The following is a 12,729-nucleotide window of genomic DNA, read 5'->3' on the forward strand; positions in this document are numbered from 1 at the left end:
GACTCCTTCAAATGTCCAATTGTGCGTGGCTCACAGGGCGCCCAGCGGCGATGCGTCCCAGTCCCGTCGAAAACGGAACCTTTGTTCGGCGGCGCGCAAGCCCGCCAGATCCTTGCCCGACATGCCCCACTGGTCGATGCGGCCCTCGGGCCAGGTCCAATCCTCGGGAGCGCCGACACGGTAGTCTTCCGGGATATGCGCGACCGCGGTAGAAAATTCGACCACCGGGCCGAAGGGTGCGATAAAATAGGCAAAGACATTATCGCCCGGACCATGGCGCCCCGGCCCCCAGGATGGCGCCATCCCATGATCGCGGAGCCGCCCGATCCCGCGCATCACCGCATCCACGTCGGACATTTCGAAAGCGACATGGTTGAGCGACGAGAAGCCCGCCCGCGCGAAGGCAGTGCTATGGTGGCTCCTGTTGCAGCGCACGAAGACCATGCCTTTGGTCCGGTCCGACACGCGAAAGCCTAGGACTTCCTCGACGGCACGTCCTGACGCTTCGGCATCTTGCGAATTGAACACGACATGGGTGAGTTTCACAGGAAGGTCGCGCCCTTTGATCGGCTCAGCATCGGTAGCGCCCGCGAGGAAGCGAAATATCTCGCCTTCGGGAAGCTCGACCTCGATGCCGCTGCCGCCGCCCGGATCGCTCGACCGCACGGCCCGCGCCGGCCAGCCGGTCGCGGCAACCCGTCCTGCGAGCCCAGCGAGTTCGTCCGTCTCGCACACAAAAGTCGTTGAGCGCACATGCTCGACCTCCGCCTCGTGCAGCGCGACAAGATAGGGAAAGCCGCCCGAGCCGCGCAGATAGAGGCTGCCGTTCTGGCCTTCCGTCGGCGCCATGCCCCAGATGTCCGCAAGGAAGGCGGCAGCCGAACCGGGGTCGGGCAAAGCGAGTTCGATGCTGCGAAGCTTCATGTCAGGCCTCCTGGCTTGTTGCGATTGCGGCGACGCCAGCCAGCGCGCAGGCTTCGTCGCAATCCCCGGTGTCGCCGCTGATCCCGATTGCCCCGCGAATCTCGCCGCCTTCGCCGTGAATCAGGACACCGCCGGGCGAAAAGGCGATCGCGCCGCCGACCGCGGCCGATACGCTCTGAAAGAAGACGGGATTATCGTTCGCCCGTCCAGCGAGCGTGCGCGTGTCGGCGCCCATTCCGATGGCGCCAAGCGCCTTCGCGCGCGCGATGTCGAACCGAAATAGGCTCGCGCCATCCTGCCGTGCGAAAGCGACCGGATGTCCGCCCGCATCGAGGACGACGACCGCAAGCGGCTTCGCGCCCTTACTCACCCCATGGTCGAGCGCGGCATCAAGCGCGGTGCGTGCTTCGTTGAGGTTAAGACTGTTCATGCTGCGATCTTGTGCATCTGCATTGCCTGTTCCATCGCCTCGATCAGCGGCGTCGCCACCCCTTCGCACGATCCAAATACATAATGGTCGGGTCTCACCAAAACGGCATCGACACCATGGAGGTCGAGCCAGTTCAAAAGCGCCCCGCCGTCGGCGATTTGCGAGACATCGCAGACGGTGACGCCCGAATGACCGCCACCTCCTGGATCTTTGCGCACGAACAGGCGCCAACCGCCCCCGGTCAGATCGTCGAGCTTCTTTTCGCCCACCTGCGGCTGAATGAACCGCTGCCCGGCGCCCGGCGATCCGGCCAGGATCACGCCGGCACCGATGGCCGGGATCAGGTCTGCTGCCGTTTCGGAGACGCCGCTTGCCGCGCGCTCGCGCAACTGGGCGTCGCGGCGTTCGGCCTCTTCGGGATCAAGCATGCAGATATAGCGGCCCGCCTCGACGGCGGCGCCAATCACAGCACGGACGTGGCTGTCGCGCTCGATCTGATAGGTATCGAGAAGCGCGGGGCCTGCCCCATCCTTCGCGACGGCCGCCATTTTCCAGGCGAGGTTCGCAACGTCGCGCAGGCCGTGACACATGCCTTGCCCGAAAAAGGGCGGCGTCTGGTGCGCGGCGTCGCCGGCAAGAAAGATGTTGCCGACTTTCCACTGCTCGGCGACGAGCCCGTGAAAGCGATAGGTCGCGGCGCGCACGATCCTATGCGGAACATCTTTCATCCACGCGCCGACAAGCTCGCTGACGCGCGCGGGGTCCATCATCTCGGCGTCATCCTCGCCGGGAAGGAGCATGAACTCCCAGCGCCGGTGGTTGCCGCGGCCCGGAACGATCGTCGCGGGCCGCCGCGGATCGCACATCATCACCGAAAGGCTCTGGAGATCGGCCTCGGAGGGAACGCCGGTGATCGCGGGGAAGCTGACCGGCCCTTCGACTTCGGCATCGACCACCAGCCAGGGTTCCTCGAACGCGAGATCGTCGAGCGCGACCCCAAGCACCTTGCGAACCTCGCTACGCGCGCCATCGCAGCCGATGACCCAGCGGACATCGGCTTCGCGCGCCATGCCGCCCTGCCGATAGCCAAGGCGGACACGCCCCTGCTCTTGCCGGGCGGCCTCGAAGACCGCGCCGAGTTCGAGGTGGACCGCGGGTATCCGGCCCATCGCCGCGCGCAAATAGCCCTCGAGTTCAGGCTGATAGAAGAAATAGTCGTTCGCCCAGCCAAAGGGTTTCGGGCGGCCATATGTGCCCATGTAGCGAATGACGCCGCCATCGGCGCCGACATGAAGATGGCCGTCGGTCGCACGCATGTGGGGGGCGACGTCGTCGACGACACCTGCCGACTGGAAAAGCCGCATCATCTCATGGTCGATATGGACAGCGCGCGGAAGCGGATTGAGATCGGTTTCACGCTCGAGCACGAGAACCGGGAGGCCCGCGCGTCCGAGAAGCAGCGCGGCGAGCGCGCCGACCGGTCCGCAGCCGACGATAGCAACGTCGAAGCGTTCGGGAGGGGATTGGGACAAAGTCACGCCTGTTGGTTTCTTGCCAGTATCCAAAGGTAGGCCGGTACGCCGGCCGAAAGATATGCCCTGCGGCCGCACGTCGCGGCCGCAGGAAGGGGGAGGATCAGAAATTCACCCGGACCGTGCCGCCAATGTAACGCGAGGCGTCCTTCGACGTGAAGAACAGGATGTTGTCAGGGTTCGCCGCGTTAGTCAGCATATTGTCCCGCTGCTTGCCGGACACATAACGCTTGTCGGTCAGATTGCGGATGAAGAAGCTGAGCTGATATTTGTCGTCGGCCGTCTTGACGCCGACCGACAGGTCCGCCGTCGCATAGCCCTTCTGGTCGAGTTCCTGATCCTGATTGAGATCGAACAGCACGCGGCTCTGAATATTGCCGTTGACCTGAATAAAGCCGACCAGCGACGAGCTGAGATTGTCTTCGTAGCGGATGCTGGCATTCGCTTTCCAGTCCGGCGAGTTTGGGAGCGACCCGTCGCGAATGTCCTGAACCCGCGACCCGCCCAGAATATAGCAGGTGTTAACCGGCGGCGTCGCCCCTGGGGCCACCGTAACCGCGCCGTTTTGTGTTGCGAGCTGACACGGAAGCCCGTCGGAGTCGAAGCGCGCCTTCATATAAGTGACACCGCCGGCGAAGGTTAGCTGCTCGATCGGCCGGTAGCTGAACTCCATCTCAACCCCCTTCGTGACGGCTGAGCCGGCGTTGGTCGGGATCGACAGCGGCGCGCCATTGACCTGCTGCGTCGCCTGGACCTGAAGATTGTCATATTTGGCGTGGAAGGCCGCAATACCGAAGGTCAGCCGGTTGTCGAGCGCCTGCCCCTTGAAGCCGACCTCCCAAGCCTTGACCGTTTCCGGCTCGACCGGCGGTTGCGCCGCGAAATCAGCCGAGAATTCGACGTCCCAGCCAACACCCTTATAGCCGCGCGACCAGCTGGCATATACCTGCGCATGGCGGCTGAATTTGTACTGCAGGCCAAGCTTGCCCGAGAAATCACCGTCCGAGACCGATTGCCCACCCGTCGAGCCGCCGAGCAGCGGCGCATCGCCTGCGAATGGCGCCGTCGCGCTGCGGGTGCCGACATAGGAGTTTTTCTCGTGCTGCAGGCGGAAACCGCCAAGCGCCGAGAAACGTTCGGTGACGTTCACCTGAACTTGCCCGAAAAGCGCGATATTCTCCGTCTCCATGCTCGCCGTGCTGCCCGACGACTGGTAGGTCGGATTGGGGCAGGCCGCGCCGAAGGCGATCGACGTATCGGGGGTGCAGCCACCGACACGGCGCTGGAAATTGCGACCCAGGTCAAGCTTATAATACATTGCGCCGACGGTATATTCCAACAGGCCACCCGTTGGAGAGGCGAGGCGAAGTTCCTCGCTGAACTGTTCGACATCGACGCCGCCGCCGTTGATCCCGAAAAATCCGAAGCCGAACGGCACGCGGACCGGCGCCGCGACATTATACCCGTCGACATCGACGTTGTTGTCGAAGTTCCACTCGCGCCATGCGGTAATCGATGTCAGCGTGTGGTCGCCCAGCTCAAGATTTCCCTCGACCGACACGCCGCCAGTGCGGACATCCGCGAAAGTGTCGGTGGTCGTATTGACCGTGCGATTGTTGATCGAACCCAGGGCAGGATCGCGCAGTTGTACCAGCAGCGGGTTCGTGGTCTGGAATGGCAAGGGTTGGCAGCAGGTGCTGTCCGACTTCCTGTAGTCGCCCGTCACCATCAGATCGAAGCCCGGTGCGACGTCGATGGCAACCTTGGCGCGAAGACCGAAATCTTCGGTTCCGAACACATCTTCGTCGCGGAATGCGTTGCGGGCCCAGCCCTCATCCTTGGTATAGAAACCGGTGAGGCGCGCGCGAACGCTGTCGCTCAACGGTCCGGACACCGTGCCGCGCAGGCGATATTCGCCCATTTCGGCCACGGTCGCTTCGGCTTTACCTTCAAAGGTTGCGGACGGCGCCTGGGTCACCACGTTGATGACGCCCGCGGTCGCGTTTTTGCCGAACAACGTGCCTTGCGGGCCGCGCAGGACTTCCACGCGCTCCACGTCGATCAGGTCGGTGAAGCCCTGCCCCTGACGCGCCATCACGACGCCATCGACAACGAAGGACACCGAGGATTCGATACCGGCGGAGAACAGCACAGTGCCGATACCGCGGACGCGTACATTGTTGTTGAGCGGGCTGGTATTCTGGGTGAAGGTCAGCGAAGGCGCGACGCCGGCAAGGCCGCTTGCGCCATTGATGTTGGCATTCGCAAGCTGATCGCCGCCGATCGAGGTGACGGCGACGGGCACGTCCTGTAAGCGTTCGCTGCGCTTCTGTGCGGTCACGATGATCTCGTTGCTGTCCACGACGTCACCCTCAGCCTCTTGGGCGAGGGTGGGTACGCCATGAGCGAGCAACGCAATTGCAGCGCAGCTGCCGAACAAGCGAGTGAAATTGGCCGATGAGCGCATGGAAGGTCCCCTCCTGGACTGATTGATTCCTGCCAGTCGCTTGGTGCGACCGTGCATTTGGCGGGACAATAGTGCGGATCGGCTTGTCATCGGTCAAATGATAGTGATTGGCAACATACTAAAGAATTCTGATAACTGGCTATTTGGACCGGACGCCGCGATATGACATCAATACACTGATTTTAAGTATAAAATTGACTTGTTATCAAGGGATGCGGCCTTCAAGCATTTGCGCCGATGCTTCGAGCGCCGCAACGATCGCATCGCCGAGGGGCGGGAATTTCGACCCGGCGCGGCGCTTGTAACCGATGTAGCGCTTCCCGCCGTCTTCAAGACGCGCGACCGTCATGTCGCCTCTCGAAATGCTGGAGAACTGGATGGGCGAGACAATGGTGACCCGGTCCGACCGCTCGAGCAGCGTCTCCTGGAGCGGCAGCGAATTGGCGAGGATGAGGTTTCGCGGCCATGGGACGCCCTTGGTCATAAAGAGCGCCTCGACATGCTGCCGGTAGGTGCTCCCTTCGTGCGGCAGGATCCAGGGCTCGTCGGCGAGTTCGCCGAGCGCAACCTCGGACCGGCTGAAAAAGGGCGACCGACTCCCGATGCCGACCAGAAAAGGATCCACGAGCAAGCGGTGCTCGACGATATCCTGGCTCCCGGTGAACATCTCCTCGACAGGTCCGACGATGAGGTCGAGCGCGCCCGAGCGCAATCGCGGCATCAGTGCTTCGTCGAGCCCTTCGATTACCTCGACATGCAGCGGTCCCGACCCGACGCCCGCCTCGGCAAGAGCGAGCGGCACCAGAACCGGTAGCACGCTTGGCGTTGCGCCGATTTTGAATGGGCCCGACACCCCGTTCGCATGATTGCGCACCTCGGCAGCGGCATCCTCGAGCAGCAACTGCATATTGGCGCCGCGGCGCGCCAGTATCTCGCCTTGCGGCGTCAGCGTCGAACCACGGCGCGTGCGGTCGAGAACCCGGACGCCCAGTCGGCGCTCGAGCAGTGCGATATTGTTCGATAGCGTCGGCTGCGACTGTCCGAGTTCGACCGCAGCCTTGCTGAATGAACCGGTTCGCGCGATCGCAAGCAGGCACAGGAGCAGATCGGAGCTAACAGTCATCAGAAATATTCCCCAGCTTGCAAAGAGTGATAATTTGACTTTACCTCTCACCCTTTGTCAACTTGACCCCGAACACTGGCATCTTAGCGGATGCGAGGATCGCGCCAGATCGATGACCCAAGAAGAATGCGGCGGAAAGCCGTCTGGGTCGCAAAGGGAGAGGCCAATTGTCCGATACTGGCGTTAACGCCGAAACCGAAACGCGCGGCGCGCCTTTCGGACGCTTTCATGTCCGCCTTGCCCTCATTCTTGGCGCGGTCCTGTTTGTCGACGGTTACGACCTTTTCAACGCGGCCTATGTCGCGCCCTACATACGCAAGGAATGGGGGCTGAGCGATCCGCAGATCGGCGTGATGCTGTCGCTCGGCATCTTCGGCCTCGCGATCGGCGCGCTTCTTCAGGCGCCGATCGTCAATCGCTTCGGCCTTCGCAAGGCTACAGCGGCGGGCGTGCTGGTGCTTGGCGCGGCCAGCTTCCTTCTGGCGACGACCGCGCATGACTTTGTGACCTTCTGCCTGTTTCGCGTCCTGCTCGGAATCAGTCTTGGCATGCTGTCGCCGCTGGCCTTCGTCTATGTGAACCAATGGGCGCCGGCGCAGCGCGCCAACCTGTTTGCGACGATCGCCTTCACCCTGCCCTTTTCGCTCGGCGGGATAGCCGCCGGCCTTGCGGGCCTCGCCATCGCGCCGCAATTCGGGTGGCGCGGTCTCTACATGCTCGCGGCGCTGCTTGCGCTTCCGATCGGGCTGCTTTGCCTCTTCACTTTACCCGAATCGGCATCGCGCCTCATTCGCCTTGACCGCCTCGACGACCTGCGGCGCCAGCTGGCCGCTTTGCGGCCCGAACGCAGCGCCATCTATGCTGCGGCGACCAGCTTCACCGAGAGCGCAGACGTTGCGACAGACCGCCCGCGCTTTGGTCAGTTGCTGCGTCCGCCGTTCCGGCGACGGACGATCGGAATCTGGACCGCCAGCGCACTCAGCCTCCTGTGCCTTCATGGACTGTCGGGATGGCTCCCTTCGATCCTCATATCCCAGGGCGCGGCCATTTCCTCGGCGTTCGGCTATGGGGTCCTGCTAATGTCGATGCAGATCGTCGGCGGCGGCGCGTTCGGCTGGGCGTCGGACATATTCGGCCGTCCGCGCGTGATGGCGATGGGCTTCATCGGCGGCGCGGCGGCGCTGCTCGGCCTTTCGCAACTCGTCGGAACCTCCTTCACCTTCGTGGCGGTCGCGGCGGCCGGCTTCTTCATCTTCGGGACACAGGCGGTGATGAACAATTTCACCGCCATGTCCTACCCGCCGTCGCTGCGCAGCACCGGAACCGGGGCCGCGGTCGCGTTCAGTCGCATCGGCGGCGTCGCGGGTCCACTCGTCATCGGGTGGGCGCAGGGGGCCTATGGCGAGATCTGGTTTACGCTCGCCATTCTCGCGGCGGCGCAGATCGCCGCCAGTTTCATCATCGCCGGCTTCGCGCGCGCGCGGCCGGTCCCGCAGGAACAGACCGCATGAACCCCGTAACGCTTCTCCTCTCCATCGCCGGCAGCCTCCTTGGCGCCGTGCCGGCAAGCGAAGCCGTGCAGCAACCTGAGATCGGAAGCCGCGCGAAGGGTGTCGTGGTCGCCGATGGCCTGCGGTTCCACGATCTCGACGGCAATGGCGCGCTGACGCCTTACGAGGATTGGCGCCTCCCGGCTGAGCGCCGCGCACAGGACTTGATCGGACGCATGACGCTGGAGGAAAAGGCCGGCCTTCTCCTTCACGGCACCCCGCCGACCGGTGACGGCGGCCTGCGCAGTACTTGGGATATTGCCAAGCTGGCGCCCGTCGTCGAAGATCGCAAAATCCGCTTCTTCATCCATCGGGTCAGCGGCGATCCGTCCGAGCTAGCGCGGAAAGCCAATGCGGCTCAGGAACTCGGTGAGCGGTCGCGGCTCGGCATCCCGCTGGTCATCAGTTCCGACCCCCGCAACCATGTTGTGTCAAGCTTTGGGCTGACGGTCGATGCGGGGCGCGGGGCGCTGTGGCCCGAACCGACCGGTCTCGCCGCGATCGGCGACGCCAGCTTGGTAAAGCGCTTCGCGGAGACAACCGCGGCCGAATATCGCGCGATGGGTATCCGCATGGCGCTTTCGCCGATGGCGGACCTCGCGTCCGAACCGCGCTGGCCGCGCGTCAACGGCACGTTCGGCGACGATCCCGCCAAGGTCGCGGCGCTCGTTGGCGCCTATGTCGAAGGGATGCAGGGGGGCAGTGGCGGCGTGGGGACGACGAGCGTTGCAACAGTGGTCAAACATTGGGTGGGTTATGGCGCCGCCGAGAAAGGGTATGACGGTCACAATCCTTATGGACAGCGCCTCATCTTCCCGACCGGCGACCTCGAACCGCATGTCGTGCCGTTCCGTGCGGCCTTCCGTGCCCGTGCCGCTGGCGTTATGCCAACTTATGGCATCTTTTCCCCGGCGGTAAAAATCGCGGGCAGACCCGCCGAACAGGTAGCGGGCGGTTTCAACAAGGGCCTGCTGACCGATCTGCTCCGCAAGGAAAACAGCTTCGACGGCATTGTGCTGACCGATTGGAAAATTACCGACGATTGCCCGAAGGAATGTCAGGAGGGCACGCTCGATCACGAAAAGGTCGGTATGCCGTGGGGCGTCGAGCATCTCAGCAAGCCCGAACGGTTCGCCAAGGCGCTCGATGCGGGCGTCGATCAGTTCGGCGGGGTCATGGATCTCGACATTCTCGTCGGGCTCGTCCGCGACGGCCGCGTGCCCGAGAGCCGGATCGACCTGTCGGCGCAGCGGCTGCTCGCGCTCATGTTCCGCCTCGGTATCTTCGAAAATGCCTATGTCGATGCCGATCGCGCGGCGATGCTGGTCGGCAATCCCGAGGTCCGGGCGCTCGGCGCCGACGCGCAGCGCCGGTCGCTGACGCTACTCAAAAATGGCGGCAACCTGCTTCCGCTGCGTGACGGACAGCCGAAAAAAGTCTGGCTGTGGAAACTATCCGAAACGGCGGCAAGGGCAGCGGGGTTCGAGCCCGTGGCCGATCCGGCAGACGCCGACATCGCGATCCTGCGGCTCGCGACGCCCTATACGCAGCGGAGCAATTTCTTCTTCGGATCGCGGCATCATGAAGGCTCGACGGCTTTCGTCGAAGGCAATGCCGATCTTGCGGCGCTGCAGCGCGCCGCCGCCGCTGGAAAGCCGGTGATCACCAGCGTCTATCTCGACCGACCTGCGATCCTTGGCCCCGTTCTTCGCCAATCGGATGCCCTCTTCGGCGATTACGGGATCGAAGACAGCGCGCTCTTCGATGTCATCAGCGGCAAAGCGAAGCCCGAAGGAAAGCTGCCCTTTGAACTCCCCTCCACCGAACGTGCCGTAGAACGCCAGCGACCAGATCTGCCCTCTGACAGCAAGAAACCGCAGTTTCGTAGCGGCTTCGGCCTACGCTACCGCTAAACCGTCGATCCATGATGACCGATCGAACGACGGCTATTGATACCCTCTAATGATATCGGGAATGGCCGGGATGAGGCGCGCATCTGTAGCCATCCGGGTAGCGATCGAATGACCGCTTTCAGGCACCGCGTGATCATGGCCGGAACGACCGAAATGAGGCGCCAAGCCGACATTCCACTGGACTACGCGCGAACATCGAGCATTGGTCGGGGGCGCCGCCGAACGCGACAATTGCATCGGCGATATCCTCGACTGGACGACCAGCGGGGCTCTGGGTGGTGGGACCGGCATGGTGCCGGAATCCCATCGAGGAGACCACCCATGACAACGAGACGCAAATCGCAGCCGGCGAACGCATCGGCCAATGTAGCAGATGCGCCAGCAGCCTCGGGCGCACGTCGCTCACCGACCAAAATCGAACAGCTGCTAGCGATGCTCAAGACGCCGGACGGCGTCAGCATCGAAGAGCTGAGCAACAGCTTCGGCTGGTTGCAGCATACGACGCGCGCGGCGCTCACCGGCCTGCGCAAAAAGGGTCACGCAGTTGTATGCGGCAAGCAGGTTAGCGTCACGGTCTATCGGATCGGCGAATGACCGCCAAGATCAGCATTGCATCGGTCGAGGCCATCGCTGACATGAGCGCAGAACAGATAGTTGCGGAATGGGAGCGTGCGCACGGCGTACCCGCTCCCGTCATCGCACCAAGCCTGCTCGCCCGCGATCTCGCGCACTGCGTGCAGGTCGCGTTGGCAGGCGGTATCGACAAGCGTCTTGAGCGCCGCCTTCTGGAGCTTGCGGCCTCAGTCGGCGGGGATAGCGCCACGCTGGTCGGCTGTCGCAAAAGCCTTGGCCACGGCACACAGATCCTGCGCGAGTGGGGTGGTCAAACCCATCGCGTGACCGTCGAAGCCGAAGGCCGCTATCGCTACGACGGTCAGACCTGGAGTTCGCTTTCCGCGATTGCCCGCGCGATCACCGGCGCACGCTGGTCGGGACCGCGCTTCTTCGGAACGCGCTCGTGAAGAAGCTGCGCTGCGCCATTTTCACCCGCAAGTCGACCGAGGAAGGGCTCGACATAGGCCTCGCAGGCCTCGACGCCCAGCGTGAGGCCTGCGACGCTTATGTGACCAGCCAGAAGGCCGAAGGCTGGGTACTGGTTCCTACCGCCTATGACGATGGCGGGTTCTCGGGCGGCACCATGGACCGCCCGGCCCTCGCACGCTTGCTCGGCGATGTGCGCGCGGGGAAGGTCGACGTGATCGTCGTCTACAAGGTCGACCGCCTTACCCGCGCCCTGTCGGACTTCGCGCGGATCGTCGATGTGCTCGATGCGGCGGGCGCCTCGTTTGTCAGCGTGACCCAGGCGTTTAACACGACCACCAGCATGGGGCGGCTGACCCTCAACGTCCTGCTGTCGTTCGCGCAGTTCGAGCGCGAGGTCATAGCCGAGCGCGTGCGCGACAAGGTGGCCCAGTCCAAGGCTCGCGGTATCTGGATGGGCGGCAATGTGCCGCTCGGCTATGATGTGCAGGACCGCAAGCTGCTCGCAAACCCGACCGAAGCCGCCACCGTCGCGCATATTTTCAGGTCCTATCTGGACGAGCCATCGGTTCGAGCACTGAAGGAGACGCTCGACACGCAGGGCGTCCGCACCAAGATACAGCAGGGAAAAACCGGAGCGCGCGGCGGCGTGTCATTCTCGCGCGGCGCTCTCTACCGGCTGCTGTCGAACCCGATCTACATCGGCAAGCTGCGCCACAAGGATAAGCTGCACGAAGGCCAGCACGACGGCATTATTCCGCTGGACCTGTGGGGTGCGGTCCAGGCGAAGCTCAGGGCCTCTGCCGCCGAACGAGGCAATGCAACAACAGGCGGCGGTACCGCCCTGCTCACCGGCATGATCCATGATGCAGCCGGTCGGCCGATGTCGCCCTCGTTCACGGTGAAGGAGGGTCGACGTTACCATTATTATGTGTCGAGCATCAGCAAGGACATTGATCGCGGTCTCACGGGTTCATCGGCGGCACCGGTCGCCCGCGTACCTGCACGGCGTCTCGAAGCCGCAGTGCGCGAAGCGCTACGGGCGCTTCTTGTGGACGAGGCACAACTTGCCCGTCTGTGCGGTGATGGCGATACCGTCACGACGCGGCGACGACTGGCGACCGCGGCAGAATTTGCACGGCACTTCGGACCGCATGCAATAGATGGCGCGCACTCGCTGCTCACCCGCCTAAACTTCTCCCTCATCATCCATCGTGATCGGGTGGAAGCCAGCGTTGCCCACTCCGCGCTGCTCGCAGCGCTGGATCACGACGTCGGCACATTAGCAGGTAACGACCACCGTATTGCGCTGATGGTCAGCACCAACATCACGCACCGCAAGCGCGGCGCTCGGCTGGTGATCGCCGGGAACGCGCCCGCCGAAAAGACACCTGATCCGAACCTCGTCGCACTAATTACCAAGGGTCATCGAGGTCGCGCCGCTTTGTTCTCGAGCACCGCCCCTCGCGGCAACCGCCACATCGAGCGGTTGGCACGCCTCGCTTATCTCGCACCCGACATCACATCTGCGATCCTCGACGGCACGCAGCCCGCGACGCTGACCAGCCGAGGTCTGCTTAAGCTCCCTGGCCTCCCGCTCGGATGGACCAAGCAGCGGGAAATGCTCGGATTTGAATGATCTGTGGTCACTGTGGTGGCCACAAAAAACGCCGGCGGAGACGCGGCACCGTTTGGACATAATCTCGGGCTCTCGCGTCGCGGTCTCTGACCACAATTAGAATCCACTTG

General features: G+C 63.5%; 10 protein-coding genes. 5 read left to right on the forward strand and 5 right to left on the reverse strand.

The window, feature by feature from the left end; genetic code table 11:
- Positions 1 to 30: 30 nt before the first annotated feature.
- The 5 genes from J2X44_RS14600 to J2X44_RS14620 all read right to left on the reverse strand — a co-directional run bounded on the left by J2X44_RS14600 (position 31) and on the right by J2X44_RS14620 (position 6,476).
- A complete protein-coding gene (locus J2X44_RS14600) occupies positions 31 to 924 on the reverse strand; it encodes a VOC family protein (protein WP_310085529.1) in 894 nt (297 codons plus the stop codon).
- Between the two features lies 1 nt (position 925).
- Positions 926 to 1,354: a heme-binding protein gene (locus tag J2X44_RS14605; RefSeq protein ID WP_310085531.1), complete on the reverse strand. Its 429-nt coding sequence runs from the start codon at positions 1,352 to 1,354 to the stop codon at positions 926 to 928.
- Entirely contained in the window at positions 1,351 to 2,886 is a 1,536-nt protein-coding gene (locus J2X44_RS14610) for a bifunctional 3-(3-hydroxy-phenyl)propionate/3-hydroxycinnamic acid hydroxylase (RefSeq protein ID WP_310085533.1), read from the reverse strand. The genes J2X44_RS14605 and J2X44_RS14610 overlap by 4 nt, the downstream gene beginning before the upstream one ends.
- Before the next feature lie 103 nt (positions 2,887 to 2,989).
- Positions 2,990 to 5,353, reverse strand: coding sequence for a TonB-dependent receptor (locus tag J2X44_RS14615; protein ID WP_310085536.1), 2,364 nt, complete (start codon positions 5,351 to 5,353; stop codon positions 2,990 to 2,992).
- Between the two features lie 205 nt (positions 5,354 to 5,558).
- Positions 5,559 to 6,476: a LysR family transcriptional regulator gene (locus J2X44_RS14620; protein ID WP_310085538.1), complete on the reverse strand. Its 918-nt coding sequence runs from the start codon at positions 6,474 to 6,476 to the stop codon at positions 5,559 to 5,561.
- Positions 6,477 to 6,643: 167 nt separating this feature from the next.
- On the opposite strand from J2X44_RS14620, the gene J2X44_RS14625 reads away from it, so the two are divergent.
- From J2X44_RS14625 to J2X44_RS14645, 5 genes are all read left to right on the forward strand, one after another.
- Positions 6,644 to 7,987 carry an MFS transporter gene (locus tag J2X44_RS14625; RefSeq protein ID WP_310085544.1) on the forward strand — a complete coding sequence of 448 codons (1,344 nt, stop codon included), beginning with the start codon at positions 6,644 to 6,646 and terminating at the stop codon, positions 7,985 to 7,987.
- Complete coding sequence (locus tag J2X44_RS14630; protein WP_310085546.1) at positions 7,984 to 9,939, forward strand: glycoside hydrolase family 3 N-terminal domain-containing protein; 1,956 nt, start codon at positions 7,984 to 7,986, stop codon at positions 9,937 to 9,939. The genes J2X44_RS14625 and J2X44_RS14630 overlap by 4 nt, the downstream gene beginning before the upstream one ends.
- 321 nt (positions 9,940 to 10,260) lie before the next feature.
- A complete protein-coding gene (locus tag J2X44_RS14635) occupies positions 10,261 to 10,533 on the forward strand; it encodes a DUF3489 domain-containing protein (protein ID WP_310085549.1) in 273 nt (90 codons plus the stop codon).
- Entirely contained in the window at positions 10,530 to 10,961 is a 432-nt protein-coding gene (locus tag J2X44_RS14640) for a DUF2924 domain-containing protein (RefSeq protein WP_310085553.1), read from the forward strand. The genes J2X44_RS14635 and J2X44_RS14640 overlap by 4 nt, the downstream gene beginning before the upstream one ends.
- Positions 10,958 to 12,619 (forward strand): recombinase family protein, encoded by a 1,662-nt coding sequence (locus tag J2X44_RS14645; protein WP_310085557.1) that lies wholly within the window; start codon positions 10,958 to 10,960, stop codon positions 12,617 to 12,619. Before J2X44_RS14640 ends, J2X44_RS14645 begins: the two co-directional genes overlap by 4 nt.
- Positions 12,620 to 12,729 lie beyond the last annotated feature (110 nt).

Source organism: Sphingopyxis sp. BE259 (genome assembly GCF_031457495.1).
Taxonomy (GTDB): domain Bacteria; phylum Pseudomonadota; class Alphaproteobacteria; order Sphingomonadales; family Sphingomonadaceae; genus Sphingopyxis.

What these genes read in the sequence shown, in the direction of transcription:
- J2X44_RS14600 (WP_310085529.1), bottom strand. Translation starts at nt 924, where the DNA reads ATGAAGCTTCGCAGCATCGAACTCGCTTTGCCCGACCCCGGTTCGGCT.
- J2X44_RS14605 (WP_310085531.1), bottom strand. Translation starts at nt 1,354, where the DNA reads ATGAACAGTCTTAACCTCAACGAAGCACGCACCGCGCTTGATGCCGCG.
- J2X44_RS14615 (WP_310085536.1), bottom strand. Translation starts at nt 5,353, where the DNA reads ATGCGCTCATCGGCCAATTTCACTCGCTTGTTCGGCAGCTGCGCTGCA.
- J2X44_RS14620 (WP_310085538.1), bottom strand. Translation starts at nt 6,476, where the DNA reads ATGACTGTTAGCTCCGATCTGCTCCTGTGCCTGCTTGCGATCGCGCGA.
- J2X44_RS14630 (WP_310085546.1), top strand. Translation starts at nt 7,984, where the DNA reads ATGAACCCCGTAACGCTTCTCCTCTCCATCGCCGGCAGCCTCCTTGGC.
- J2X44_RS14635 (WP_310085549.1), top strand. Translation starts at nt 10,261, where the DNA reads ATGACAACGAGACGCAAATCGCAGCCGGCGAACGCATCGGCCAATGTA.
- J2X44_RS14640 (WP_310085553.1), top strand. Translation starts at nt 10,530, where the DNA reads ATGACCGCCAAGATCAGCATTGCATCGGTCGAGGCCATCGCTGACATG.